Genomic DNA, 26,366 nt, shown 5'->3' on the forward strand with positions numbered 1-26,366 from the left:
GCGACCTCAAAGACCGAAACGGCATAACAGATAGAACAGACAGCAAAACAGGGCGGTATTGAACAGTGCGGGATGCCAGACAACGTCATAGATACCGGTAGGCTGCAACAGGCGGATGCTGGCAAAAAACAATGCCAGTGATACCAGAAGTACAAAAAAAACCGGTGGAAAAGACAAACCAAACAGCACCATGACCGGGAGTGAACCCATCCTCTTTTTCCTTATTTATTCTGCTGATCAATGCACTTTGTCGACTAAAACAAAAAACGATCCTCCGCGAGCATGACGACTCACAGACCCGGTGCGGAGTAAACCGACAATAAGGGTGATTACAGGTACTGACTTAATGAATATTCCCATCATTCTTCAAGTTGCAGTTGCGCGGAATTACTCGCCCCATCCCTGAGCCTCGCCCCTTTGAGGCCGCGGCAGGCCGCGTTCCTGCAACGCGAAATATATTGGGTATAATTAATGCGATGTTAAATCAGCGTTTAGTCTATCGAGATAACAACAGTCGGGAGGAAGTCTGTTAATACCGGCCCATCATTGTTAGACAAGCCATATTATGGAGACTTACTATTGTCTTATCTACATAGTGTGATCTAAATCACTTTTAAGCCAGGGTTAACAATGGAACGACTAAAAAGCATGTCGGTGTTCGCCAAGGTAGTAGAGTTCGGCTCCTTTACCGCCGCCGCCCGCCAGTTGGAAATGAGTGTTTCAGCCGTGAGCCAGGCGGTTACCAAACTGGAAGATGAGCTACAGATCAAACTATTGAATCGCAGCACGCGGAGTATCGGGCTAACGGAAGGAGGAAAGATTTACTACCATGGATGCCGCAGGATGCTGCACGAAGCGCGTGAAGTGCACGAACAACTTTATGCCTTTAACAACACCCCCATCGGTACACTGCGCATTGGCAGCTCTTCCACCATGGCACAAAATGTCTTGGCCACGATGACGGCGGAAATGTTGAAAGAATATCCAGGGCTCTCCGTTAATTTGGTCACCGGTATTCCAGCTCCCGATCTGATTGCCGATGGTCTGGATATCGTCATTCGTGTCGGTGCCCTACAGGACTCTAGCCTGTTTTCCACCCGGCTGGGTACCATGCCGATGGTGGTTTGTGCCGCCAGAAGCTATCTGGCGCAACATGGTACACCGGAAAAACCTGCCGACATCGCTAACTTTTCCTGGTTGGAATACAGTGTGCGACCAGACAGCGAATTTGAGCTGATTGCGCCGGAAGGCATTACTACCCGGTTGGCGCCGCAGGGGCGTTTCGTCACCAATGACTCCCAAACCTTAATCCGCTGGCTGAAAACCGGCGCAGGTATCGCCTATACGCCATTGATGTGGGTCCTTGACGATATTAAACGGGGGGACGTGGAAATTCTGTTTACCCGTTATCATTCCGATCCGCGTCCGGTATATGCACTGTATACACGCAAAGACAATCTGCCACTTAAGGTGCAGGTATGTATTAACTATCTGACGGAATACTTCAAGAAAGTCGCCCTGGTATATCAGGGCTATCGGCAGGAGAACCCGCTATCTGATCAACCAGTGAAATAACTGTTGGCATGCTCTGCCCAGTAAAAAAGCCGCGTTAAGCGGCTTTTAACATCTTTCAGTCATGGCGGTTAACGCCAATCAGGCCGTGCCGCCGACGGTCAGGCTATCCAGTTTCAGCGTCGGTTGTCCAACCCCGACTGGCAGGCTCTGCCCCTCTTTACCACACACGCCGACACCGTTATCCAGCGCCAAATCGTTACCGACCATAGAAACCTGCTGCATGGCCTCAATACCAGAGCCAATCAGCGTCGCACCTTTTACCGGTTTGGTAATACGGCCTTTTTCTATCAGATAAGCTTCTGAGGTAGAGAACACAAATTTGCCGGATGTGATATCCACCTGGCCACCGCCGAAGTTCGGTGCATACAGGCCATATTCCACACTGGAGATAATATCTTCCGCTGTAGATTTGCCCGCCAGCATGTACGTATTAGTCATCCGCGGCATTGGTAGATGAGCATAAGACTCACGACGCCCGTTACCGGTTGGCGCTACGCCCATCAACCGGGCATTCAGCTTGTCCTGCATATAACCTTTCAGTACACCGTTCTCAATCAGTACATTGTACTGGCCGGGAACACCTTCATCATCCATCGCTAATGAACCACGACGCCCATCCATCGTGCCATCATCCACGATCGTACAGAGTTCCGAAGCCACCAGATTCCCCATCTGACCACTAAATACCGAAGTACCCCGGCGGTTAAAGTCACCTTCCAGACCATGACCGACGGCTTCATGCAACAGCACACCCGGCCAGCCGGCACCCAGTACCACCGGCATTGACCCCGCAGGTGCCGCCACGGCAGAAAGATTAACCAGCGCCATGCGCACCGCCTCTTTCGCCCAGGCTTCCACCCGGATCTCGCCATCCGTCTGTTGCCAGAAATAATCATACCCGGTACGGGCACCACCACCACTGGCACCGCGTTCACGCTTGCCATCTTCCTCGACCAATACACTGACTGACAAACGCACCAGCGGGCGGACATCCGCCGCCAGCGTACCGTCCGTCGCCGCCACCAGCACTAACTCATACACACCGGTTAAACTGGCACTGACTTCCTGTACGCGTGGGTCCGCCGCACGAGCCGTTGCATCTGCCCGGTGCAACAAGGCAATCTTCTCTTCCCGTGTCAGACTGTCCAGCGGGTTCATGTCGGAATAAAGCCCGCGATGCGGCACATCGCCCAAGGTACGGACAGTGCCGGTACCCTGCTCTCGAACAATACTGCGAGCCGCCTGTGCGCTCTGTTGCAACGCATTAAGCGTGATCTGGTCGGCATAGGCAAACCCGGTTTTCTCCCCGCTTACCGCGCGAATACCGACCCCTTGATCGATATGGTAAGACCCTTCTTTAATAATACGGTCCTCTAATACCCAGGATTCATGGTAACTCGACTGGAAATAGAGATCGGCATAATCCAGACGACGTTCATTTAACGATGCCAGAATCGTGCTTAAATCGTGATAACTCAGCTTGTTGGTTGTGAGTAATTGCTCACTGACAAACGTCAGACTCATAGGATGTCACTCTTATTGTCGATGTAATCGGATGAACATACCGCAGTTAGCGGACCGCTGCTTCAGCAGGCTTTGTTTTTTGCGGCTCGCGCAGTACTTCCTGAATCTTCGGCTGATCAAGGCTACCGGAAATCTGGTAACGAATCAGAGAAATTTTATTCCATAGTGGCGCCAACGCTTTACTGGCAGCAAAAACAGCGGCACCGATTAGCGGATTAACCGCAAAGGCGGTTGCAACGCCGACAGTTGCAGAAATTTCTGGCGCGACCACCGCCTCCATGGCAATTTGGTGTTTTACCAGATCGACATCGCCCTTCATGGCGATATCCGCTGCCAGACCATCCACCAGCAGATTGTCCGTATGCAGTACACCCTCTTTTATCCATGCAGTGCTATTAATGGAATCAAAGTAGAAACCTTCGCTGAACGTATCGCGGAAATCAAACTGTAGCTTACGCAGCAACGCGTCAAAACTGACCAAACGTAATAACTGCCCCGCCTGACCGGTGCTCACATTGGTAATTTCCCCTTTGCCAATATGCGTTTTCAGGATCCCGCTCAAGCTGGGAATATCCGGTTCCCAGGGTGTGCCACGCCAGTACAGATCATAATCCACGCTGAATTCGCCAGCACGCAAAGGCGTTTTCACACCGAACCAAGCGATATTTTTTGTAAGACTATCACCAGATAAACGACCTTTCACCGCCGTCCGCACGCCTTTACTGCTTTCCTGCCAGCTACCATTAATCGTCAAACGGGATTTACCCGTATCAATCACACCATCACTAAGCAACAGTTTATTCCGTTCCGGCTGTAGTGCTCCCTGGATTCGGCCCATGTTCTGCCCAAGTATCCAACATTCCCGGCAGTTCACCTGGATGGCTGGCCAGTCTTCAAGTTTGATGGCTGGATCATTCAACGGGGATTTTTTCTCCGCCAGCGCTATCGGGTTGGTAGCGTCGTCGCTTTTCCATTGAGGATTATAATAAAGATAACGAATATCGCTCTGCCACGCGCCGCGATTGGGAATATCTATTTTGCCGTCAATTTCCTGCCCTTTTATCCCGACTTCCTCACTACTAATTCGGTTTTCTTTGGTAAGTACCAGATCGTGCCACCTCTGACCAAGGATGTTCAATTCCGGGGTTTTCAGAATCACTAATGCCGGCCAATGGAAATTGCTGCTATTACTGGTGCCACTGAGCGATGCATGAATGCCAGGCAACAATCCCAACCAACCCTCACCATCCAGTGCCGGTACATCCAGCATCAGTGAAGCCGCTTTCGGTAACCGTGGAACGACTTTAGCGTTATTCTGCCAGGCTCCCCGCATCAGTGTCAGCGCACTGTCATGCAACTGCCACTGACTGATAAAGCGTTGCGCCTTGCCTAGGCTACCGTTGAACATAAACCCGCTGACATCACCTTTGACCGTGACATGAAGCGGTAGAGCCGTTCCAGCAGTCTTATTCAGAGGTGGTGGTAAGTGACTACTCACTCCCTTGAAATTCGTCTGTAAATCAACATCATAACTGGCATCACCCTTGTAAGGCAGGCTAACGGCTACCGTACTTTTCCAATTGGCGCTACCTGACAACGCTGACACCAACGGCGTGGGCATCCCCGATAAACGGGAAGCCTGCCAGTCACCTTGCAAACCCACGTTAATCTGAAAAGCCTTTGCCTGCTCCTCAGTAGTGAAATTCACTGATATAGGCTGTCCCAGCCAGTTGGCCTGCAAATTATTACTGACAAGAGCACCGTTGTTATAGTGGAACTGTCCGGTCAAATTCTCCAACGTGGTATCTAATGGCTTAATCAATAACGTATTGTCATTCAATACCACATCACCACTAGCCTGAACATCTCCAACATCTAACGGAATATCCAGATGTAGAGAACCATTAACCATACCGCCAATCTGTAGCGCATCCAGTGCCGAACCCAATGAGGACTTCATCGGCGTCTGGTTGAAGTAATGCCTCACTTCTTCCCCTGGCCCATGAAGATCGCCATTAACCAGTAATTGCTCTTTAGCGTAATCGGGAATAATAGCGCTGATATTCGTCCCTTCTACCTTGCCCAACCAGGCATGCGGCGCGGACATCCATAGGCCATTATTGAGAAAGTTCAGCGTAATATCCTGTTCGGTAAGCGCAGGCCAGCCCGGTTGAAATTCGAAGATGGCGTTTTTTACCGGAACCCAGACCTGGAACTGTCCTTCATGATGTTCAAATGGGAAATCCTGGGGATTACCAGCAAAAATCAGCGTGCCGTTATCCACCCGCCCAGCTTTCAGAGCACTGCTCAAATAATCTACCAGCGGTTTCCCCATAAAGGGTTCGGGATAATAACGCCAGGCGTCGGCAGCGTCGGTCAAGCGCAACCCGGACAGAATATCCAGACGAGGTTTACCCTTTGCTGGCTGACGATAGTGAAAATCGCCGTTAGCCCATAGTGATTTAGCCCGCACATCCAGCCCTTGGGCCCATAGCTCCCAGCCCTGATCATCATCGCGCCAGTTGATGGTGCCACTAGCCTGACCAATTTCCAGCGGAGCACGGAACATATTGGGATAAGGGAGTACACTTTGTTTCAGTGACAGCCCCACTTGCCCACGCGCAATGCTACCGCTAGCTGAACCAGAGAAATGATTCACGCCGGGGATCAGTTGCCAGTTCTGCCAGCTAACATCCTGCCATTTCACCTGAAAACGGGTTTTTTCCGGTTGCAGCAGCGGAATATCCAACGCCAACGCGGTCAACCGTCCCTTTGGCTGTAATGCCAGCCAACGTTGTTCCAGCGTTGGTGTGGCGGTTGCGAGCAGTGGCAATAGAGGAGAAAACCGTTCCAAATCAAGATTACTGGCCCTGATACGCAGTTCCGACTGATGATCAGGCCCCAACATAGCATCGCTCTTCGGTAACCACAGCGCGGAAAGTCGCCCCTTTGACCAAAGTACCCCGTCAGTGGACATCGTCAAGGCAGGGACTTCAACCTGCCAACCGTTTTTACGGCGACTGACATGTACCGTCATATTATCGATACTCAGGCGATGAGCATTTTCCCCCTCTCTCCAACTGGCTGTCCCTTTATTCAGAAGCAGATCTCCAGAATAAATACTCCCTTCCCGCACATTCAACCAGGCTGCCAGGCTGAAGTCCGCGCTTTCCAGACCAGTATTACTGCGTATCCAGCGACCAAGCCAAGGTTTCATATCAATATTGTCGGCTTGCAGATAAACCGTACCGTTATCCAACCACCCTTGATTGTCACGCAGATCCATACGCATCTGCACCACGCCATGCTGCCCATTAAAGCTCGAGAGGCTGATTAACCCCTCTGCGCGGTGGCGGTTGTTACGATTGAGCCAGGTCAATTGAGGAATGCTCAGTTCAGCATGTGTACCGGAAGGCGTCAGGAACGTGATATGGCTGTCGCGCAAATCGAAGTGGTCGAACTGACGGAGGAAAAGATCGCTTAGTCTGCCTGGCTCCAACAGATTGCCCTGATGCTGAGCATTCAGCGGTGTTTTCACATCAAGATGCATGTGATAAAAGGTGAGATCACGAAACTGCCAGCGCAAATGCAACAAGGACTGCCAGACATCCAGTGCCAATGTGATGCGCTCCGACTGCCAGTCAGCATCCGGGCCGTTGGCACTGAAATTCTGAATTTCAAGCGTCGGCCCGAAGGTCTCCCAACTGCCCCGCAACGCCCCCACTTCCAATGGAATACCCGTGACGGACTGCGCCCATGCCACCACCTGTGGTCGGAAATAATCTAACTGTGGCAGTACTACTCTCAGGCCGCTGACGACCAGTGCACACAACACAATTAAAGTAGCACCCGTGGCTAATAATATTCCGGGCAGTCGCCTCACGCATCTCTCCTTGTTTTTCGTCGTGGACAACGAACGAAAACCATATAGTCCAGGCTCCGGCCGTCGTGATGATGACCGCACAGAAGCCATTTCCTCCCACGGACTGACATCCACAGGATAATTCAGTCAGTGTCACATCATGACAACATCAAACTGTTCCTGACTATACAAGGGTTCAATCTGCACTTTGACCTGTTTGCCCACGAAAATTTCCACTTCTGCCAGGGCATGAGATTCTTCGCTTTTCAGTGCATCACAAACCAAGGGTGAGGCATACACCAGGAAGCGGTCAGAGTCATAGGCATGATGGACACGAACAATTTCACGCATGATTTCATAGCAGACGGTTTCCACCGTTTTCACTCTGCCCCGACCATGGCAGGTGGGACATTCATTGCACAATACATGCTCTATACTTTCACGGGTACGTTTGCGTGTCATCTCTACTAATCCTAGTTGAGAGAAACCACTAATACTGGTTTTCACCCGATCTTTACTCAATGCCAGCTCTAATGAATTTAGCACGCGCCGGCGGTGATCCTCATTATTCATGTCAATGAAATCAATAATGATAATCCCACCAAGGTTACGCAACCGTAGCTGGCGGGCAATGGCCTGGGTTGCCTCTATATTGGTATTGAAAATGGTTTCATCCAGATTGCGATGGCCCACAAACGCGCCGGTATTGATATCAATAGTGGTCATTGCTTCCGTTTGGTCAATGATCAGATAACCACCTGACTTCAACTCTACTTTCCGATCCAGCGCTCGCTGAATTTCGTTCTCCACATCGTAGAGGTCAAAGATAGGTTGTTTACCGACATAATGCTCCAGCTTGCTGGTCATTTCCGGAATATACTCTGCGGTGAACACCAGTAGAGAATCATAGGTCAACCTGGAATCGACGCGAATACGATCCAGCGCAGCGCCGGCAAAATCACGCAGAATACGCTGTGCCAGAGCCAGTTCACCATAGAGTCTGTACTTGGTCTGGTTGCGTTTTTTACGCTCCATCACCTTGCTCCACAAACGCTTAAGGAACGCGGCATCCTGCATCAATTCCTCTTCACCAACGCCTTCCGCTGCGGTGCGAATAATAAACCCGCCCTGCTCATCACAATATTCTGCTACTGTTTTTTTCAGACGCTCACGCTCTGTTTCACTTTCAATTCGCTGTGAAACGCCCACATGGGAGGCTCCCGGCATAAAAACCAGATAGCGTGAAGGTAGCGTAATATCCGTCGTTAAGCGGGCTCCTTTGGTACCCAGCGGATCCTTGACCACCTGCACCATCAGATCCTGTCCCTGACGTACCAACTCAGCGATATCCCGGACATGGAAATTTTTCTGTTCATCCCCGGCGACACACTCAGTGTGGGGCATAATATCGGAAGCATGGAGAAACGCCGCTTTATCCAGGCCAATATCCACAAAAGCAGCCTGCATGCCTGGCAATACACGGCTCACGCGCCCTTTATAAATATTGCCGACAATATCGCGCTTGGCTTCTCGTTCAATATGAATTTCCTGCAGAATGCCGCCGTCAATGTAAGCCACTCGCATTTCTGAAGGTGTAATGTTTACCAACAACTCAGCGGTCATGGGTTCCTCTTACTTTACGCAATGCAGAAAAATGATTAAATAATTCAATAGTTTCTACCAATGGCAATCCTACCACGGCGTGGTAGCTCCCGACGATCGATCTGACAAAGCACCCACCTTTCCCCTGGATGCCATAAGCGCCCGCTTTATCCATAGGTTCACCACTGGCAACATAGTGTGCAATATCTTGATCGGATAGCTCACGGAACACAACATCGATGATAACGCACTGGCTTACGATTGCTTGCCGGTCGGCCAGCGCCAGCGCTGTCATCACCTGATGGTGCCGACCAGAGAGTGCCGCCAGCATGTCTGACGCCTGCGCTTCATCACGCGGTTTTTCCAGTATCTGACCATCCAGCACCACAATGGTATCGGCACCCAGCACCGGCAAATCCAGCGGTGCTACAGCAACGCCTGCAATGGCTTTTTCCTGCGCCAGGCGGTTAACATAACTTTCTGCTGTTTCGTTGGGCTGCCGCTGCTCAACAACATCAATGGAGAGTGTTGCAAATGGGATATCCAACATCCCAAGCAGTTCTCGGCGGCGGGGTGACGATGAAGCCAAATACAGTTCGACCATTAAGTTGCCTCACTGCACCGCAAAGTGACGGCGGATTTTCCGCATCAGCAAGAACAACCACGGCCAGAGCACACCGTCCACCACACTATTCCAGAAAATTTCTGGACGAAAAGAGACATTGATCACCAGAAATTCGGCCCAGAACACCAGCAGATCTAGCACAAATGACAACAGCATGACGATTAACGCCTGCTGCCACAGAGCCATATTGCGAAACAGTTGGAATTTAAACGCCACCAGATAAGCGATAATGCTCATCCCCAACGCCCGAACACCCAGCGTGGACCCTAAAATCAGATCCATAATTATCCCTAAAACAAATCCCGTCCCCACATTTACCCGGTGCGGCAACGCCATGACCCAGTAAATAAGGATCAACATCAACCAGGAAGGGCGATAAATATAGATTTCATTCGGCCAAGGCATAATCTGCAACACCATCGCTACTAGAAACGAGGTCCAGATAATCCAGTATCCATGCCGGCGATAGAGATTCATGGATGTTCTCCTGATGAATTCCCTTTCGCTGGGGTATTGTTAGTGGGTGGCGCAGGTGGCCCCATTTCACTGGGTGGGGACAAAACATGTGGCATCATCTGCATTAGACGCTCGTTCGCGATACGGTGCACTTCCTGTGGAGTCATCACGGTCTTGGTACTATTCCTGCCGCCCCACAACAACAACAGATAGCGTAAACGCTGTAATTCTGCAGTAGGGTGCGCCTGAATAATGGTATAAGCACGCTGCGTATCCACCTTGACCGAAGAGACCACCGCAACTGGGTAACCTTCGGGGAAACGCCCCCCCAACCCAGACGTTACCAGCACATCACCAACACGAATATCAGTATTATTGGGCAGATGTTCCAGTTGTAAATCATCGGTGCAGCCATTACCCGCCGCAATCACACGGATGTCATTACGCAACACCTGAATCGGCAAAGCATGGGAAGCATCACAGATTAACAGCACACGACTGGTTAACTGACCAACCGCAACGACCTGTCCCACTACACCTTTATCACTGATTACCGGTTGACCTTCATAAACCCCATTAACCGCGCCTTTATCGATAACCACCTGATCGCTGTATGGGTCTGTACCGGAAGAAATAACCTGCGTCACCATTTTCTGCTCATCCTGACGCAACGGCGACCCCAGCAGTTCACGCAGACGGGCGTTCTCCTGCTTGAGTTGACCCAATAAAAGCAGATCGCTGTTTTTCAGCAATAATTCCTGACGTAACGCAGTGTTTTCCAGTTGATACTGTTTCCGGGTAGTTAAGGTTGCAGACACGTTATCCAGCACTTCGCGTGGCCCATTCGCCAGAAAATAGAAAGGACTAACGGCCGTATCCATGTACGTTCTGATTTTTACAAACATCCCCAACTGACTGTCAGCAATAATGATCGCAATGGCAGTAACGACAGCAAGAAAAAGTCGCAGTTGCAGGGAAGGGCCCCGGCTAAAAATCGGCTTCATAAAATTGCATATTCCTCGACAATAAAAAGGGGGCTACCACGTGGGATGAAAAAAAGACTTCATCCATACGGTCCCCCCCTCTTTTTTCTGGCCGGATTATTCTTCGCTAAACAAATCGCCGCCATGCATGTCGATCATTTCCAACGCTTTACCACCACCACGCGCCACGCAGGTCAGAGGATCTTCAGCCACTACCACCGGAATGCCGGTTTCTTCCATCAGTAACCGATCCAGATTACGCAGCAGCGCACCACCACCGGTCAGCACCATACCGCGCTCTGAAATGTCAGATGCCAGTTCCGGCGGGCATTGCTCCAACGCCACCATCACGGCACTCACGATCCCTGTCAACGGCTCCTGCAAGGCTTCCAGAATCTCATTGGAATTCAGAGTGAACCCTCGAGGTACACCTTCGGCCAGGTTACGACCACGAACTTCAATTTCAAGGACTTCATCACCTGGATAGGCAGAACCGATTTCATGTTTGATACGTTCGGCAGTGGCTTCACCAATCAATGAACCATAATTACGACGGACATAATTAATGATAGCTTCATCGAAACGGTCACCACCAATACGGACTGACGAGGAGTAGACCACACCGTTGAGCGAAATAACGGCGACTTCTGTTGTACCACCACCGATATCCACCACCATAGAACCGGTGGCTTCAGAAACCGGTAAACCCGCACCAATAGCGGCCGCCATCGGCTCTTCAATCAGAAAAACCTCACGGGCGCCAGCGCCTTGAGCGGACTCGCGGATAGCACGACGCTCCACCTGTGTCGCACCCACTGGCACACACACCAGAACGCGGGGACTCGGGCGCATAAAGCTATTGCTATGCACCTGTTTAATAAAGTGTTGAAGCATCTTTTCGGTCACAAAAAAGTCGGCAATGACGCCGTCTTTCATCGGCCGGATAGCAGCGATATTGCCTGGAGTACGGCCTAACATCTGTTTAGCCTCATGCCCAACGGCGGCCACACTTTTTGGAGAGCCGGCACGATCCTGACGAATAGCCACTACAGAAGGCTCATTCAGTACAATGCCCTGTCCTTTTACATAAATAAGGGTATTGGCGGTACCCAAGTCGATGGACAAGTCGTTAGAAAACATGCCACGAAATTTCTTAAACATAACTAAGGGATAATCCTGCAAGCTGGGGGCGGAAATGAAATCCGCCTACTTTACCAACCACACGCAGCAGCGACAAGGCTCGAACACGCTCTGCTACGGTGAAAAAGTGTATATTGCACAAACTGCCATGATCCGGGAAACCCACAGTATGGCATTTCTTCAAATGGCGGAAGGCATTATTACGCACTTCCCCTAAAAACTGCGCTAACAACAGACATAAAACCTAACATTTTAGTGATTCACTACTCACATAAAGCAGATACCACTCACATTAAGGCAGAAGTTATTCTACGCCAATTCGCACAGGACTTTTACATTAAACATAAGCACGAGATGAATATTTTTTCAGCGCGTTACCGACCGGCTCAGATGAAGCAAAAAAATCTCCCTGCCCACCACAAACACCTTTATCCAGCAACGTTTGCCACTCCGATTTGGTTCGAACGCCAACGGCAAAAACTTTGACGTGAGTACCTTTACAAGCCTCGGTCAAGCTCTGAACAAACAGCTGGTTCTCCAGTCTTTTTTCCAGACTGCGCACCAATCCCGGGTGCAATTTGATAATTTCAATCTGTAGCGATTTAATGTATGTCGTGCTAACCAGCGTCAAACCGGCCTGCGTTACCGCCAACCGACACCCCAATCCGGAAATCAGACTGAGTATCGGACGTAAACGGCCGATATATTGACACACATCTGCCTCTGCAAGTTCAAAGAAAATACGTTGGCGTTGCTTTTTCGGACATTGTAGCAACGTTTCCCGCAGCCAATGTAAAAATGGACGCTGTAAAAGTGAGTCCACTGTGATGGGAAGTGCCAGCACAGCCTCCGGCCAGCTTACGGTCAGTGCAATGCTGCGGGTTATCAGTTGACGATCATAACTGGCGGTTAAGCCCAGTTGTCGTACCAACGGCATGTATTCCGCCGCCAACAGCTCTTGCGAACCATCATAAATACGGCTGATTAATTCTCGATGATGCACTTCGCCTTCCCGCGTGATAGCCGGTTTTTGATATAATCGCGGCCCGCCACGCGACAGTGTGTGCTCCAGTAGCGTGCGCCACTTGACGCTCCCACGGCCTTTATCCGGAACCTGGCGGTCATACACACACCAGCCATTCCCTCCTTGTAATACCGCATTACGGGTAGCATCTTCTGCACTCTCCATGACCTGTTCGGCACTCTGGCCGCTATGATAGGCACAGATGCCGATATGCAGAATGTCTTCTCTCTCAATCAACGGCGTCACCGGCAGGATATCAATCGCTTTCACCAGTTGAGCAGCAATCGTATCCGCTTCTTTTAACGTCCGATGTGGTAGCAGTACGGCAAAATCGCTGTGATAATAGCGCGCTAGTAAGGCCGAAGGATAACGTAGTACAAATGTTGAAAGCAGGTTAATCAATGTATAGCGATATTCTTCAATGACACCACCGTAACCATGCGTCTCCTCCAGAGTTTCGAAATCTGGCAGACGAATCATCATCACCACGCCATGTGTGCCCACATCTTCTGCATCTTCCAGTTGAGTAGTGAGCTGACTGTCAAAAAAGAGCCGATTATTGAGCCCGGTTTCCGCATCCTGCGCCGCGAAAGCGCGAATCAATGTATCCACCCGTCCACGCTCCTCCCGCGCTTCCACCAAATCCGCCAGGAGTTGATCCAACGCCCCGCTAGCATTTACTGGCCATTCATGCACAGAACCATGCATGACGGTTTCACGCTCACCATACAGGATAAGTTTGGCCCGTGTTTCCAACTGTTCCTGACCTGCCGTTTGCCTGCGAAGCCAGCGAATAGAGAAAAATACCGCCGTCGCCATGATGGCGATAGCCAATAGAACAGAAAGCATCGACATCAAATAACGAGGTATACCAATCAGTGGATCGATATACGTGACGCTCACCGACATATCAATATGATGCAACAACGGCAGTTGAACATAGCGATAAATAAATGCCGGTCCGCCACTATCATTAACCTGTGTTTCCGGCAATCGCTGAAAATAAATACGCTTATGCCCGTCACGTATTTCCAGCTCAACAACCCCAGCAGTTTTCATTACCGCCGGGAGCCAAAGCTGGATGTTATCAGGAGAGTGCACGAGTAAAGCCTGGTCAATACTGGCCGCGAGAGTACGTAATTGGTACTCCATTCGCTGGTGGCTGTAATTGATAAAACTAAAAACACCACTCGACAACATTAAGAAAATAGCCAATGTTGTTAGCAATGTTATCAGCATGGAAATTTTTGCAGTAAATCCCATCCCTGCGTTTTAACCCCCGCTTTTCGAATATTTCAATAATGCTTAATTGTGTACTCTATCTGTATTCTTTGCGGCTTATCAGTTCTCATATTACCTGTTACAAATATAGTCATTAAATTATTTCGCTCTAATTTTTGTCTCTCTGAAGGAGGATTTTCATGCAGGCCTTGGTTCTCGAACAACAAAATGGGCGTCTCCTGTCCAATATTCAGGATGTCAGCCAGGAACAACTTCCTGACGGTAACGTAACGGTAGATGTGGAATGGTCTGGGATTAACTATAAGGACGCGCTGGCCATTACCGGCAAAGGGAAAATCATTCGCCAATTTCCAATGGTACCCGGCATCGATTTCGCCGGGACAGTGCGCCAGAGCGAAACGCCGGATATTATAGTAGGCCAGTCCGTCATTCTGACGGGCTGGGGGGTGGGTGAAAACCATTGGGGCGGTCTGGCAGAACAAGCCCGGGTGAAAGGAGAGTGGTTGGTCACGCTGCCAGAAGGATTAACATCCCGTCAGGCAATGATTATCGGTACCGCTGGCTTGACGGCAATGTTGTGCGTCATGGCATTGGAAGATGGCGGTATTACGCCAGAATGTGGAGAGGTCGTGGTAACCGGCGCCAGCGGTGGTGTAGGCAGTACGGCGGTGGCGTTACTGGCCGCTCTGGGTTACCGGGTTACAGCGATCAGCGGCCGCGCCGGTAATACCGACTATCTGCACCGATTAGGCGCGAAACAGGTGCTGGTTCGCAACGAATTTACTGGTGATACCCGCCCGCTGGAAAAACAGCGCTGGGCGGGGGCGATTGATACGGTTGGGAATAAAGTTCTGGCCACTCTTCTGGCACAAATGGATTATAACGCTACCATTGCCGCCTGCGGTCTGGCTGGCGGTATAGCCTTACCCACCACGGTGATGCCTTTTATTTTGCGTAACGTCCGTCTACAAGGCGTGGATTCTGTCATGGCTCCTCTACCTCGTCGTCAGCAAGCCTGGCAACGATTGGCCACGCTGTTACCAGCCTCATTCTATGAACAGGTTACGCAGGAAATCACATTAGAACAGGTATCAGAAACCGCATCCGCCTTGTTGGAGAACCGGGTTACAGGCCGAACGGTGGTCCGGATAGGGAAACCGTGATCACTCATGATGACCGTTGACTGCTTTTAGCTAGATCTTTGCTAATATCAGGCTGGTTATTCCGGCCTGATATGTTATTCACAATAGGTAATAACAACGCCAAACCCAGCGCAATATCCAGTAAAAAAGATGATTTTCCCTGCCGCACTTTTTCCCGCATACTCGAAGGGATAATAAGCTGAATTACCCTGCATTAAATGAAAAAATCGGGAGTTCGCCATGCATAAACATCGCAAATTAACAGAAGCCGACGTTACCCCAGAGTCACTTTTTCTTCAGCGTCGTACCGTACTGAAAGCCCTTGGTATTACTGCCGCGACACTGAGTCTTCCACTCAGTGCCAAAGCCGATCTGTTGTCCTGGTTTAAAGGTAAAGATCAACCACCAGCACCGCCCAGGAAACCATTGTCATTCAGCCAACCAGCAAAATGGCATCCTCAATTGACACTTACGCCAGAAGATAAGGTCACCGGCTATAATAACTTTTATGAATTTGGCATGGATAAAGCAGACCCGGCCGCCAAGGCTGGCGGATTAAAAACCGAAGGCTGGAAAGTACAGATTGATGGTGAAGTCGCAAAACCGGTAACACTAGATGTTGACGACATCCTTCGGCGTTTTGCTTTGGAAGAGCGGATTTACCGCTTCCGCTGCGTTGAAGCCTGGTCGATGGTCATCCCCTGGGTCGGTTTTGAACTGTCAAAGTTGATCAAGCTTGCAGAACCGACCAGCAGCGCCCGCTATGTCGCCTTCCAGACACTATATGATCCCGATCAAATGCCCGGACAGAAAGATCGTTTCGTCGGTGGTGGACTGGATTATCCGTATGTGGAAGGGTTACGGCTGGATGAAGCTATGCATCCACTGACGCTACTGTCCGTCGGTGTTTATGGCAAAACACTCCCGCCACAAAACGGAGCACCAATACGATTAGTTACCCCATGGAAATACGGCTTTAAAAACATTAAATCCATTGTGCATATCCGGTTAACGAAGGAACAGCCACCCAATACCTGGAATATGGCTGCACCGAACGAATATGGTTTTTACGCCAATGTGAACCCGAATGTCGACCATCCACGCTGGTCACAGGCAACCGAGCGGGTTATTGGATCAGGCGGACTACTGGATGTACAGCGGCAACCTACACTGTTATTTAACGGCTACGCTGACCAGGTGGCATCTTTATATCAGGGACTAGATCTTCGGAGAAACTTTTAAATGCGCTTAACCGCAAAGCAGATCCGCTTATTAAAAGTTGCACTTCATCTGGCAGCGTTCTTGCCGCTCATATGGCTGATTATCGCTGTCAATCAAGGTGCGTTCAGCGCTGATCCGGCAAAAGATATCCAGCATTTTACGGGCAGGATGGCGCTGAAACTATTGCTGGCTACGTTGGTGGTGACCCCACTGGCCCGTTACGCCAAACAACCGTTACTGATACGCTGCCGTCGCTTACTAGGATTATGGTGTTTTGCCTGGGCAACATTCCATTTACTCAGTTACGCTTTATTCGAATTGGGAATAACTCATCTGAATTTACTGGGAAATGAGATTATTTCGCGACCTTATCTTACCTTGGGCATGGTGAGTTGGCTGGTGCTGTTTGCACTAACGTTGACCTCCACTCAATCATCACAGAGAAAACTGGGTTCGCGCTGGCAAAAATTACACAACTTCATTTATTTGGTCGCCATCCTGGCGCCAATTCACTATCTTTGGTCAGTAAAATCTCTGTCACCGCAGCCAATAATTTATGCCTTCATTGCGGTCATTTTATTGCTTTTTCGCTACAAAAAGCTCCAGAAATGGGGGCGTTAATCATGCATAATGCACCGATTTCCAAACTGATATCCCCGCTTCCTGCTGAGCCGTTGTGTGGTAACAGGTCTGATATCTCCGCAGATAAGACCAGTATTTAGCTGCCAATTGCTACGATATGGCTATAATGTCCACCTTTACTTCGTTAAACCTAACCTTTTACTTCACCAAAAGGTGACAAACGGATAGCTTCGCGTTATTTTGTGCGACACTAAGCTAATCGCGGGAGATAGCAGCACAATGGCAGACAAGTTCCACATTTTGCTTTTGAACGGTCCAAACCTGAACCTGCTGGGCACCCGCGAGCCAGATAAGTACGGGCATACAACGTTAGCGGAAATCGTTAACCAACTAGGAAAGGAAGCACTGGCACTGGACGCTCAGCTTTCTCATCTGCAATCCAATGCAGAACATGAGTTGATTGACCGTATTCATCAGGCCAGAGGGAAAACGGATTTCATTCTGATCAACCCGGCAGCCTTTACTCACACCAGTGTAGCGCTGCGGGATGCATTGTTAGCGGTAGCTATCCCGTTTATTGAAATTCATCTGACCAACGTGCATGCATGTGAATCTTTCCGCCATCACTCCTACCTTTCTGATATTGCTGTAGGCGTGATATGTGGTCTTGGGGCAGATGGTTATAGCTATGCTTTACAGACAGCGGTAAAACGCTTGTCAACTTCCAATTAACAAGAGTACGGAACCACATTCATGGATATTCGTAAAATCAAAAAACTGATCGAACTGGTTGAAGAATCTGGCATCTCCGAGCTGGAAATTTCCGAAGGTGAAGAGTCAGTGCGCATCAGCCGTATCCCAGCAACATCCAGCTTCCCGGTAATGCAACAGGCATATGCTCCCATGCTGCAACAGCAGCCAGCCGCCATTGCAGCACCTGCGCTCGAAGCGGCCGCCGCGGCTCCCGCTACGATTGCCGGACACATCGTACGCTCACCGATGGTAGGCACCTTCTACCGTACACCAAGCCCGGATGCCAAACCGTTTGTAGAAATTGGCCAGCAAGTGAATGTCGGTGACACACTGTGCATCGTTGAAGCCATGAAAATGATGAATCCCATCGAAGCTGATAAAGCAGGTGTGGTGAAAGCCATCCTGATCGATAACGGCCAACCGGTTGAATTTGACGAGCCACTGGTTGTCATCGAATAACGAGGCTTACCATGCTAGATAAAATCGTTATCGCTAACCGCGGAGAGATCGCGTTGCGCATCTTACGCGCCTGTAAAGAGTTGGGCATCAAAACTGTTGCCGTTCACTCCACCGCGGATCGCGACTTGAAACATGTATTACTGGCGGACGAAAGCGTATGTATCGGCCCCGCCCCGTCCAATAAAAGTTACCTGAATATCCCGGCGATCATTTCTGCTGCCGAGATTACCGGCGCGGTGGCAATCCACCCCGGTTACGGATTTTTGTCGGAAAATGCCAATTTTGCCGAACAAGTTGAACGTTCTGGTTTTATTTTCATCGGCCCACGTGCTGATACCATCCGTCTGATGGGGGATAAGGTTTCAGCGATCAGTGCCATGAAGAAAGCAGGCGTACCTTGTGTGCCCGGTTCTGACGGCCCGCTGGGTGACGATATGGACAAAAACCGTGCGGTGGCAAAACGCATTGGCTATCCAGTCATCATCAAAGCCTCTGGCGGCGGTGGCGGCCGTGGGATGCGCGTGGTTCGCAGCGATAAGGACCTGGCTCAGTCCATATCCATGACTCGTGCCGAAGCGAAAGCGGCGTTCAACAACGATATAGTTTATATGGAGAAATATCTGGAAAACCCACGACACGTGGAAATTCAGGTATTGGCTGATGGTCAGGGTAGCGCCATCTATCTGGCAGAGCGCGATTGCTCCATGCAGCGCCGTCACCAGAAAGTGGTGGAAGAAGCACCGGCGCCAGGCATCACCAATGACTTGCGCCGTTACATTGGCGAACGCTGCTCCAAAGCCTGTGTCGATATCAACTACCGTGGTGCAGGTACATTTGAGTTCCTGTATGAAAACGGTGAATTCTACTTTATCGAAATGAACACCCGTATTCAGGTAGAACATCCGGTAACTGAAATGATTACCGGCGTAGACCTGATCAAAGAGCAGTTACGTATCGCCGCAGGTCAGCCCCTCTCTATCAAGCAAGAAGAAGTAACCGTGCGCGGTCATGCGATAGAATGCCGTATCAACGCCGAAGACCCGATAACGTTCCTGCCAAGTCCTGGGCAAATCACTCGTTTCCATGCTCCGGGTGGCTTTGGGGTACGTTGGGAATCGCACATTTATGCCGGTTATACCGTACCGCCGTATTACGATTCCATGATTGGCAAACTGATCACCTACGGTGAGAATCGCGATGTGGCGCTGGCTCGTATGCGTAACGCGCTGGCTGAATTGATCATCGATGGCATTAAAACCAACATCGACCTACAGATGAAAATCATGAGTGACGAAAACTTCCAGCATGGTGGTACCAACATTCACTATCTGGAGAAAAAACTCGGCCTGCAATGATTTTCTGTCTCGAGTCATCAAAACGGCCTTTAACATCGGGGTAATAATCGTCCATGCCGGCGAAAGCCAGGATCCCCAGACAATTAATACCTTAATTCAAAATGGGTTCTCGTATCTGCGAGAGCCCATTTTAATATCGATAACATCTTGTCGATCATCAAAAAACGATGAAATGAACACTCCCTGAAATCAGCCTTTTTATTTTTAGTGCTATTTCTTGCTAGGCAATTGGCCCACATACCGTAAAATCCTCTGTTTTGTGACATCTATACTGCCTACTGGCTTTGGGGAAAAAATGGATAAACGTTTTCTTCAGGCACACCGGGAAGCCCGCTGGGCGCTGGGCCTAACGCTGGCGTATTTGCTCGCCTGGATTTTAACTGCCTACCTGCCTGATAACGCCCCTGGGATCACCGGATTACCCCACTGGTTTGAGCTGGCTTGTCTGTGGTTACCTCTACTTTTTATCGTATTGTGCTGGTTAATGGTTCACTTTGTCTTTCGTGATATAGCATTGGAGGATCATGATGCAGAGTGAAGTCATCCTGCCGCTGATCACTTATTTACTGTTGGTTTTTGGTTTGTCGGTTTACGCCTACCGCCGTCGCCAGCAAGGCAGTTTCCTGACCGAATATTTTCTCGGCAACCGATCCATGGGCGGTTTCGTGCTGGCCATGACACTGACGGCCACTTATGTCAGTGCCAGTTCTTTTATAGGTGGTCCCGGCGCTGCCTATAAATACGGGCTGGGTTGGGTGCTGCTGGCGATGATCCAATTGCCTGCGGTATGGCTGTCATTAGGCATTCTGGGAAAGAAATTCGCTATTCTGGCCCGGCGCTATAATGCGGTTACTCTCAACGACATGTTGTATGCCCGCTATCAGAGCCGATGGCTGGTGTGGATAGCCAGCTTAAGTCTGCTGGTGGCGTTCATCGGTGCCATGACGGTACAGTTTATCGGTGGAGCACGGTTGCTGGAAACGGCTGCCGGGATCCCTTACGACACCGGGTTGTTGATTTTCGGCATCACGATTGCCCTCTACACTGCCTTTGGCGGATTTCGCGCCAGTGTACTAAATGATGCGATGCAAGGGCTGGTAATGCTTGTGGGTACTTTCCTGCTGCTCGCTGCGGTGATTAAAGCTTCCGGAGGACTTGGCCAGGCAGTTGAAACACTCCGGCATATCGATCCAGAACTGGTTACACCTCAAGGGGTGAATCATATTCTGACGCCGACATTCATGACGTCCTTCTGGGTACTGGTCTGCTTTGGTATTATTGGCCTTCCTCATACTGCCGTGCGTTGTATTTCCTATAAGGATAGTAAAGCGGTACACCGTGGTATTGTGCTAGGCACGATTATTGTCGCCATACTGATGCTGGGCATGCATCTGGCAGGCGTGTTGGGCCGGGCAATTCTGCCGGACCTGAAAATTCCGGATCAAGTCATCCCAACACTGATGATTACCGTATTACCCCCGTTTGCAGCCGGGATTTTTCTGGCCGCACCAATGGCGGCAATCATGTCCACCATCAACGCACAGCTTTTGCAATCCTCCGCGACAATCATCAAAGATCTTTATCTGGGCCTGTACCCGCATCAACTCAGCAACGAACGGTTACTCAAGCGGATATCCAGTCTGGTGACGGCAATTCTTGGCCTGCTGCTGCTACTGGCGGCCTGGCATCCACCAGAGATGATTATCTGGCTGAACCTGCTGGCTTTCGGTGGGCTGGAAGCCGTATTCCTGTGGCCGCTGGTACTGGGTTTATACTGGGAGCGCGCCAACTCAGCTGGCGCACTGAGCTCCATGATATGCGGTGCAAGCTGCTACACCTTGCTTGCCAGCCTTGGCATTCAGTTGGCCGGATTCCACCCTATCGTGCCTGCGCTACTGCTAAGCCTGGTGGCATTTCTTATTGGTAACCGGTTTGGGCATGACCATACAGCGCCGGTTATTGCTTCATCATCACTTTAAGGTTATAGAGGCTGCTATGCCGTGGATTCAACTGAAAATTAATACCTCCGGTGCACATGCGGAGCAACTTGGCGATGCATTGGTAGAAAGCGGTGCCGTCTCCGTTACATTCCAGGATACACACGATACCCCCGTGTTCGAACCACTACCGGGCGAAACCCGCCTGTGGGGCGATACTGACGTTACCGGTTTGTATGATGCCGAAACCGATATGAGTGAAGTTATCTCTATCCTGGAACAGGAACCGTTGTTGGGTACGGGATTTCAACATAAAATCGAGCAACTGGAAGACAAGGATTGGGAACGCGAGTGGATGGACAATTTCCACCCGATGCAGTTCGGCAAACGGCTGTGGATTTGCCCCAGCTGGCGGGAAATTCCCGATCCTACCGCCGTTAACGTGATGCTCGATCCCGGGTTGGCATTTGGTACGGGTACGCATCCCACCACGTCACTATGTCTGCAATGGCTCGATGGGTTAGATTTGCAGGGCAAAACCGTTATCGATTTCGGCTGTGGTTCCGGCATTCTGGCTATCGCTGCGCTAAAACTGGGCGCCGCGCGTGCCATCGGCATTGATATCGATCCGCAGGCCATTCAGGCCAGCAGGGATAATGCACAACGTAATGGCGTCTCCGAACGTCTGGAGTTGTACTTACCACAAAATCAACCCACAGATTTATCTGCTGACGTAGTCGTTGCCAACATTCTGGCAGGCCCATTGCGCGAACTGGCCCCGCTGATTAGTGAGTTGCCAAAGACCGGAGGATACCTTGGTCTTTCGGGCATATTGGCCACACAGGCCGTTAATGTCGCAGCGGCCTATCAGGATAAATTTCAACTCGACCCAGTGACAGAAAAAGAAGAATGGTGCCGAATTACCGGGGTTAAAAAAACCGCATAAATCGGGCAACCTGACTGAATTGATAGCTATTCGTGATAGCCTTGCCGATGAATGATTAGCGGCCAAATCGCCTCATGATCGAGTCTCTATCAGGCCTAGGCGCGGATTCATGGCAGATGTTTTATTTACTTTAGTTGTTCAATAAAACAACGATGTATGTATAACTAATTGTAATGGAAAGGGAAATAAAAAATAGCGGAACAAAAAGATTCGTTTCATTGATCTATTCCGCTTAATTGCTCAAAGTTTGGCCTTTCATATCGCGTAAAAAATGCGTAATATACGCGCCCTTGCAGGCACAGTATGGTCACTCTTTTGTCTATGCACATTGGACAATTTCAGCTTCCCAATCGGTTGATAGCCGCCCCAATGGCCGGTATTAGCGATCGCCCATTCAGAGCACTTTGTCACGCGATGGGCGCTGGAATGACAGTCTCCGAAATGCTCTCTTCCAATCCGGAAGTCTGGCGTTCGGACAAGTCACGTTTACGCATGGTACATAGTGATGAACCCGGTATACGGGCTGTGCAGATTGCTGGCTGCGATCCGCAGGAAATGGCATCAGCAGCCAGAATCAATGCAGAAAATGGTGCACAGATTATTGACATCAATATGGGATGTCCGGCCAAGAAGGTAAACCGCAAGATGGCAGGATCTGCATTATTGCAGTATCCGAGTCTGGTTAAACAGATCCTGAATGCGGTAGTGAAAGCGGTAGACGTACCGGTAACACTAAAAATCCGTACCGGCTGGGCGCCAGAGCACCGCAATTGTGTAGAGATTGCCGAATTGGCTGAAGATTGTGGTATCCAGGCCCTCACCATTCATGGACGCACACGAGTATGTCTATTTAATGGCGAGGCGGAATACGACAGTATTCGGACAGTTAAGCAGGCCGTTTCCATTCCCATTATTGCGAATGGCGACATTACTGACCCGCATAAAGCCAGAGCGGTTCTTGATTACACCGGGGCTGACGCCCTGATGATAGGACGGGCTGCTCAGGGAAGACCTTGGATCTTTCGGGAAATCCAGCATTATCTGGACACAGGGGAGCTGCTGCCACCCATGCCATTGGCAGAGGTCAAGCACTTGTTGATCGAGCATATACGGGAATTGCACGACTTTTATGGTCCAGGCAAGGGATTCCGTATAGCACGTAAACACGTATCCTGGTATATCCAGGAGCATGCCCCAAACGACCAGTTTAGGCGCACATTCAACGCCATTGAGGATGCCAGCAAGCAGCTGGAGGCGTTGGAGGCATATTTTGAAAATCTTGCGTAAACAGAAAAAGAGCTGACAGAACTATGTTCGAACAACGCGTGAATTCTGACGTACTGACTGTTTCCACCGTAAACTCTCAGGCTCAGGTAACCCAAAAACCCCTGCGCGACTCGGTTAAACAGGCACTGAAGAACTATTTTGCTCAATTAAACGGTCAGGATGTCAATGACCTGTATGAGCTGGTACTGGCTGAAGTTGAACAGCCACTGTTGGACATGGTGATGCAATACACCCGCGGCAACCAGACCCGCGCGGCCCTGATGATGGGCATCAACCGTGGAACATTGCGTAAGAAATTGAAAAAATACGGCATGAACTGATACTAATCAGTTGAACCAATTTATTAAAAGCGCTTTACCAGAAATGGGAAGCGCTTTTTAATAAGCATTATTCACATCCAAATGTTGAGGATTAAGCCAGCTGAACAAGGCCATTTTCTTGTCAGTCAATATCCACATCCACCCATAACGCAGCATGGTCCGAAGCACCTGTATCCCAGGATGTCACCTCAGGAAACGGTTCAACGGGTTCTGCTCCCTCTTGTGCTGCAATCTTGTCGATGTCATAAATACCACGACGCTCTACGCCCCAGGTAGTCATGGCCTGATACAATGGCGTGGACAAAAAAATGTAATCAAGCTGATTGAGTCTCTCCCCTTTTTTGCCCCCGGCATAATAATAGGTATAACGTTCTGACTCTGGCCATGCAGGATCAATGACCGGATGTAAATCTGGCAGACTAAATAATGCTTCCAGGCTTTTCCAGGAGTTGGAAGAATCTTCATTAAGATCCCCCATGACAGCAACGTAGTCTTGTTTCAAGTCATAGGTCTGTGTGAGTATTTCAACAACTTTTGCCGCCTGATCACGGCGTTTCTCTGCTGATCTCTTCCGTTCTTCTTCCGTTCGCCCATTCTGGCTTTTAAAATGATTACACAGCACCGATATCGGCTGTTTAAGCCCGATGTCAATCATGACTTCCAGACAGTCGCGGCTGAACACCGGATCAAACTGCTTTCCGGCATCAAAGACATGAGTACGCAATTGAATAATATGATGGCGAGTCAGACAGGCGACATCAATACCGCGAGGATCATTCGGGCTATCAATCATCACAAACTGGTTAAACTTTTGTTTGCCAAGAATCTGACTATTGAAATTCTTCAGCACTCCCATATTTTCCACTTCAACGGCACAAAGGATATCAGCATTGAGTGTCGCAATGACTTTCCCGGTATTTTTCCGCTGTTGATCACTAAAATTTTGTGATTTAAAGGTTATTTCGCCGATCCAATCACCACGCCCACGACAGCTTTTGTTAATCCTGAATCCGGTTTTACCCGCGTTTTTCTTCCAGCCCCCTAGTGAGCCAGCATCCTTACGGATATCAATATAAGGTTGAAGAACAACCGTCAGGTTAAAAACACTATCTTTCAGGGTATCGTCATAGGTGGCATTGTCCAACAGCATCTGGAGCTGGCGAACTTTATCCAGTAATTCATTAATTTTTTGTGAATCAGGCAAATTCAGGATGAGAGTACGGTGGAACAGGTTCTCAACGTTATAACTGGCAATTCTAAGCTTCATCGTTTCCCTCTCCTGTTAATTAGCAACCAAGGCAATGACGAGATGCTGTTATAAAAGCAGAGTTGTTACCACGAGGTGGCGTGTTACCGACATCATGATGTACTAATGTTACAAGTGTAGTTCGCCTTATTGATAAGCCAACTTGATACCATGGTAAAAAAGGGGTGAACACTATATTCATTGTTGATATAAACCATTGCTTTATATGATTGGTAAAACCACACCACATCACATAGATTCGTAGTCTTTCCAGCTAACAACGGCAGATGCCATTTTTGTAGGAATTAACATGAAAAAAATAAGCTTTGCGTTACTGACCAGTGCGTTATTTGCCACTAGTTTTCTGGCTCAAGCTCAGGATGATCTCAGTGCCATCAAGGCGGCTGGCGTAATCAAATTTGGCACCGAAGGTACTTACGCACCTTATACCTATCATGATCAGTCAGGAAAACTGGTTGGATTTGATGTAGACATTGGTCGCGCGGTAGCTAAAAAACTGGGTGTCAAAGCAGAATTTATTGAAGGACGTTGGGATGGCTTGATTGCTGGGGTGAATGCCAAACGCTACGATGCGGTCATCAATGAGGTCGGGATCACGAAAGAACGCCAGGCAAAATTTGATTTCTCCAAACCTTATATTGACGCCAAATCCGTATTGATTGTCCGTGGTGACAATACCAGTATCAAGACCTTCTCTGATCTGAAAGGCCACAAATCAGCCCAAAGCCTGACCAGTAACTACTCCAAGCTGGCCAGCAGTTACGGCGCAAACATTGTCCCGACCGATGGTTTTAACCAGTCACTGGAGCTGGTACTCACTGGCCGTGCAGACGCAACTCTGAATGATAATCTGTCATTCCTGGACTTCAAAAAACATAAACCGGATGCCAATGTCAAAGTGGTTGCCACCGCAGAAACGGGCGATCCATCGGCAATTTTGGTACGTAAAAACCAGCCGCAATTAGTAAAAGCGCTGAACAAGGCACTAGATGAAATTAAAGCTGACGGCACTTATAAGATGATTTCTGTGCGATACTTCGGGCAAGACATTTCCAGGTAATTGC

General features: G+C 49.6%; 24 protein-coding genes. 14 read left to right on the plus strand and 10 right to left on the minus strand.

Translation table 11 applies throughout. The features are described 5' to 3' along the window. Positions 1–6: 6 nt before the first annotated feature. On the minus strand, positions 7–210 hold the full coding sequence (aaeX, locus tag CWC46_RS00770; RefSeq protein WP_021014101.1) for a p-hydroxybenzoic acid efflux pump operon protein AaeX: 204 nt from the start codon (positions 208–210) through the stop codon (positions 7–9). 420 nt (positions 211–630) lie between these two features. Between aaeX and aaeR the strand changes: the two genes are divergently transcribed. Beyond that, a complete protein-coding gene (gene aaeR, locus CWC46_RS00775) occupies positions 631–1,575 on the plus strand; it encodes an HTH-type transcriptional activator AaeR (RefSeq protein WP_021014100.1) in 945 nt (314 codons plus the stop codon). 78 nt (positions 1,576–1,653) lie between these two features. Here aaeR and tldD read toward each other — a convergent pair whose 3' ends face one another. The 7 genes from tldD to mreB form a co-directional block, all read right to left on the minus strand. Then, complete coding sequence (gene tldD, locus CWC46_RS00780; RefSeq protein ID WP_021014099.1) at positions 1,654–3,099, minus strand: metalloprotease TldD; 1,446 nt, start codon at positions 3,097–3,099, stop codon at positions 1,654–1,656. A gap of 46 nt (positions 3,100–3,145) precedes the next feature. Further along, a complete protein-coding gene (gene yhdP, locus CWC46_RS00785; RefSeq protein WP_021014098.1) occupies positions 3,146–6,982 on the minus strand; it encodes an AsmA2 domain-containing protein YhdP in 3,837 nt (1,278 codons plus the stop codon). A gap of 132 nt (positions 6,983–7,114) precedes the next feature. After that, positions 7,115–8,584: a ribonuclease G gene (gene rng / locus CWC46_RS00790; RefSeq protein WP_021014097.1), complete on the minus strand. Its 1,470-nt coding sequence runs from the start codon at positions 8,582–8,584 to the stop codon at positions 7,115–7,117. Continuing rightward, positions 8,574–9,167 carry a Maf family protein gene (locus tag CWC46_RS00795; protein ID WP_021014096.1) on the minus strand — a complete coding sequence of 198 codons (594 nt, stop codon included), beginning with the start codon at positions 9,165–9,167 and terminating at the stop codon, positions 8,574–8,576. The genes rng and CWC46_RS00795 overlap by 11 nt, the downstream gene beginning before the upstream one ends. 9 nt (positions 9,168–9,176) lie before the next feature. After that, positions 9,177–9,665 (minus strand): rod shape-determining protein MreD, encoded by a 489-nt coding sequence (gene mreD / locus CWC46_RS00800; RefSeq protein ID WP_021014095.1) that lies wholly within the window; start codon positions 9,663–9,665, stop codon positions 9,177–9,179. Then, entirely contained in the window at positions 9,662–10,648 is a 987-nt protein-coding gene (mreC, locus tag CWC46_RS00805; RefSeq protein ID WP_021014094.1) for a rod shape-determining protein MreC, read from the minus strand. The genes mreD and mreC overlap by 4 nt, the downstream gene beginning before the upstream one ends. A gap of 96 nt (positions 10,649–10,744) precedes the next feature. Further along, positions 10,745–11,788: a rod shape-determining protein MreB gene (gene mreB, locus CWC46_RS00810; RefSeq protein ID WP_021014093.1), complete on the minus strand. Its 1,044-nt coding sequence runs from the start codon at positions 11,786–11,788 to the stop codon at positions 10,745–10,747. 34 nt (positions 11,789–11,822) lie between these two features. On the opposite strand from mreB, the gene CWC46_RS22760 reads away from it, so the two are divergent. Then, entirely contained in the window at positions 11,823–11,984 is a 162-nt protein-coding gene (locus tag CWC46_RS22760; RefSeq protein ID WP_157831353.1) for a hypothetical protein, read from the plus strand. A 120-nt stretch (positions 11,985–12,104) separates the two neighbouring features. Here CWC46_RS22760 and csrD read toward each other — a convergent pair whose 3' ends face one another. Next, complete coding sequence (gene csrD, locus CWC46_RS00815) at positions 12,105–14,054, minus strand: RNase E specificity factor CsrD (protein ID WP_021014092.1); 1,950 nt, start codon at positions 14,052–14,054, stop codon at positions 12,105–12,107. Positions 14,055–14,212: 158 nt separating this feature from the next. Between csrD and acuI the strand changes: the two genes are divergently transcribed. The 11 genes from acuI to fis all read left to right on the plus strand — a co-directional run bounded on the left by acuI (position 14,213) and on the right by fis (position 24,035). Further along, on the plus strand, positions 14,213–15,196 hold the full coding sequence (gene acuI, locus CWC46_RS00820; RefSeq protein ID WP_021014091.1) for an acrylyl-CoA reductase (NADPH): 984 nt from the start codon (positions 14,213–14,215) through the stop codon (positions 15,194–15,196). 219 nt (positions 15,197–15,415) lie between these two features. Beyond that, entirely contained in the window at positions 15,416–16,417 is a 1,002-nt protein-coding gene (gene msrP / locus CWC46_RS00825) for a protein-methionine-sulfoxide reductase catalytic subunit MsrP (RefSeq protein WP_021014090.1), read from the plus strand. Beyond that, the gene (msrQ, locus tag CWC46_RS00830) at positions 16,418–17,017 is read left to right on the plus strand and encodes a protein-methionine-sulfoxide reductase heme-binding subunit MsrQ (protein ID WP_021014089.1); all 600 of its coding nucleotides are present in this window, start codon (positions 16,418–16,420) and stop codon (positions 17,015–17,017) included. A gap of 240 nt (positions 17,018–17,257) precedes the next feature. After that, positions 17,258–17,710 (plus strand): type II 3-dehydroquinate dehydratase, encoded by a 453-nt coding sequence (aroQ, locus tag CWC46_RS00835; RefSeq protein WP_021014088.1) that lies wholly within the window; start codon positions 17,258–17,260, stop codon positions 17,708–17,710. 21 nt (positions 17,711–17,731) lie between these two features. Continuing rightward, on the plus strand, positions 17,732–18,190 hold the full coding sequence (accB, locus tag CWC46_RS00840; RefSeq protein ID WP_021014087.1) for an acetyl-CoA carboxylase biotin carboxyl carrier protein: 459 nt from the start codon (positions 17,732–17,734) through the stop codon (positions 18,188–18,190). Positions 18,191–18,201: 11 nt separating this feature from the next. Then, on the plus strand, positions 18,202–19,545 hold the full coding sequence (gene accC / locus CWC46_RS00845) for an acetyl-CoA carboxylase biotin carboxylase subunit (RefSeq protein ID WP_021014086.1): 1,344 nt from the start codon (positions 18,202–18,204) through the stop codon (positions 19,543–19,545). A gap of 295 nt (positions 19,546–19,840) precedes the next feature. Further along, positions 19,841–20,083 carry a YhdT family protein gene (locus CWC46_RS00850; protein ID WP_037380501.1) on the plus strand — a complete coding sequence of 81 codons (243 nt, stop codon included), beginning with the start codon at positions 19,841–19,843 and terminating at the stop codon, positions 20,081–20,083. Beyond that, positions 20,073–21,524 (plus strand): sodium/pantothenate symporter, encoded by a 1,452-nt coding sequence (gene panF / locus CWC46_RS00855; RefSeq protein WP_021014084.1) that lies wholly within the window; start codon positions 20,073–20,075, stop codon positions 21,522–21,524. Before CWC46_RS00850 ends, panF begins: the two co-directional genes overlap by 11 nt. Positions 21,525–21,540: 16 nt before the next feature. Next, complete coding sequence (prmA, locus tag CWC46_RS00860; RefSeq protein ID WP_021014083.1) at positions 21,541–22,428, plus strand: 50S ribosomal protein L11 methyltransferase; 888 nt, start codon at positions 21,541–21,543, stop codon at positions 22,426–22,428. Between the two features lie 321 nt (positions 22,429–22,749). Next, on the plus strand, positions 22,750–23,715 hold the full coding sequence (dusB, locus tag CWC46_RS00865; RefSeq protein WP_037381080.1) for a tRNA dihydrouridine synthase DusB: 966 nt from the start codon (positions 22,750–22,752) through the stop codon (positions 23,713–23,715). Between the two features lie 23 nt (positions 23,716–23,738). Beyond that, positions 23,739–24,035 (plus strand): DNA-binding transcriptional regulator Fis, encoded by a 297-nt coding sequence (gene fis / locus CWC46_RS00870; protein ID WP_012883002.1) that lies wholly within the window; start codon positions 23,739–23,741, stop codon positions 24,033–24,035. 121 nt (positions 24,036–24,156) lie between these two features. On the opposite strand, the gene CWC46_RS00875 is transcribed toward fis, so the two are convergent. Further along, complete coding sequence (locus CWC46_RS00875) at positions 24,157–25,302, minus strand: endonuclease/exonuclease/phosphatase family protein (protein ID WP_021014081.1); 1,146 nt, start codon at positions 25,300–25,302, stop codon at positions 24,157–24,159. 289 nt (positions 25,303–25,591) lie between these two features. Here CWC46_RS00875 and CWC46_RS00880 point away from each other — a divergent pair, with 289 nt between their 5' ends. Beyond that, positions 25,592–26,362: an amino acid ABC transporter substrate-binding protein gene (locus CWC46_RS00880; RefSeq protein WP_021014080.1), complete on the plus strand. Its 771-nt coding sequence runs from the start codon at positions 25,592–25,594 to the stop codon at positions 26,360–26,362. The last annotated feature ends 4 nt before the right edge of the window (positions 26,363–26,366 follow it).

Origin of the sequence: Prodigiosinella confusarubida (genome assembly GCF_002847015.1) — a bacterium.
Taxonomy (GTDB): domain Bacteria; phylum Pseudomonadota; class Gammaproteobacteria; order Enterobacterales; family Enterobacteriaceae; genus Prodigiosinella; species Prodigiosinella aquatilis.

What these genes read in the sequence shown, in the direction of transcription:
- aaeX (WP_021014101.1), bottom strand. Translation starts at nt 210, where the DNA reads ATGGGTTCACTCCCGGTCATGGTGCTGTTTGGTTTGTCTTTTCCACCG.
- aaeR (WP_021014100.1), top strand. Translation starts at nt 631, where the DNA reads ATGGAACGACTAAAAAGCATGTCGGTGTTCGCCAAGGTAGTAGAGTTC.
- tldD (WP_021014099.1), bottom strand. Translation starts at nt 3,099, where the DNA reads ATGAGTCTGACGTTTGTCAGTGAGCAATTACTCACAACCAACAAGCTG.
- rng (WP_021014097.1), bottom strand. Translation starts at nt 8,584, where the DNA reads ATGACCGCTGAGTTGTTGGTAAACATTACACCTTCAGAAATGCGAGTG.
- CWC46_RS00795 (WP_021014096.1), bottom strand. Translation starts at nt 9,167, where the DNA reads ATGGTCGAACTGTATTTGGCTTCATCGTCACCCCGCCGCCGAGAACTG.
- mreD (WP_021014095.1), bottom strand. Translation starts at nt 9,665, where the DNA reads ATGAATCTCTATCGCCGGCATGGATACTGGATTATCTGGACCTCGTTT.
- mreC (WP_021014094.1), bottom strand. Translation starts at nt 10,648, where the DNA reads ATGAAGCCGATTTTTAGCCGGGGCCCTTCCCTGCAACTGCGACTTTTT.
- mreB (WP_021014093.1), bottom strand. Translation starts at nt 11,788, where the DNA reads ATGTTTAAGAAATTTCGTGGCATGTTTTCTAACGACTTGTCCATCGAC.
- CWC46_RS22760 (WP_157831353.1), top strand. Translation starts at nt 11,823, where the DNA reads ATGAAATCCGCCTACTTTACCAACCACACGCAGCAGCGACAAGGCTCG.
- csrD (WP_021014092.1), bottom strand. Translation starts at nt 14,054, where the DNA reads ATGGGATTTACTGCAAAAATTTCCATGCTGATAACATTGCTAACAACA.
- acuI (WP_021014091.1), top strand. Translation starts at nt 14,213, where the DNA reads ATGCAGGCCTTGGTTCTCGAACAACAAAATGGGCGTCTCCTGTCCAAT.
- msrP (WP_021014090.1), top strand. Translation starts at nt 15,416, where the DNA reads ATGCATAAACATCGCAAATTAACAGAAGCCGACGTTACCCCAGAGTCA.
- msrQ (WP_021014089.1), top strand. Translation starts at nt 16,418, where the DNA reads ATGCGCTTAACCGCAAAGCAGATCCGCTTATTAAAAGTTGCACTTCAT.
- aroQ (WP_021014088.1), top strand. Translation starts at nt 17,258, where the DNA reads ATGGCAGACAAGTTCCACATTTTGCTTTTGAACGGTCCAAACCTGAAC.
- accB (WP_021014087.1), top strand. Translation starts at nt 17,732, where the DNA reads ATGGATATTCGTAAAATCAAAAAACTGATCGAACTGGTTGAAGAATCT.
- accC (WP_021014086.1), top strand. Translation starts at nt 18,202, where the DNA reads ATGCTAGATAAAATCGTTATCGCTAACCGCGGAGAGATCGCGTTGCGC.
- CWC46_RS00850 (WP_037380501.1), top strand. Translation starts at nt 19,841, where the DNA reads ATGGATAAACGTTTTCTTCAGGCACACCGGGAAGCCCGCTGGGCGCTG.
- panF (WP_021014084.1), top strand. Translation starts at nt 20,073, where the DNA reads ATGCAGAGTGAAGTCATCCTGCCGCTGATCACTTATTTACTGTTGGTT.
- prmA (WP_021014083.1), top strand. Translation starts at nt 21,541, where the DNA reads ATGCCGTGGATTCAACTGAAAATTAATACCTCCGGTGCACATGCGGAG.
- dusB (WP_037381080.1), top strand. Translation starts at nt 22,750, where the DNA reads ATGCACATTGGACAATTTCAGCTTCCCAATCGGTTGATAGCCGCCCCA.
- fis (WP_012883002.1), top strand. Translation starts at nt 23,739, where the DNA reads ATGTTCGAACAACGCGTGAATTCTGACGTACTGACTGTTTCCACCGTA.
- CWC46_RS00875 (WP_021014081.1), bottom strand. Translation starts at nt 25,302, where the DNA reads ATGAAGCTTAGAATTGCCAGTTATAACGTTGAGAACCTGTTCCACCGT.
- CWC46_RS00880 (WP_021014080.1), top strand. Translation starts at nt 25,592, where the DNA reads ATGAAAAAAATAAGCTTTGCGTTACTGACCAGTGCGTTATTTGCCACT.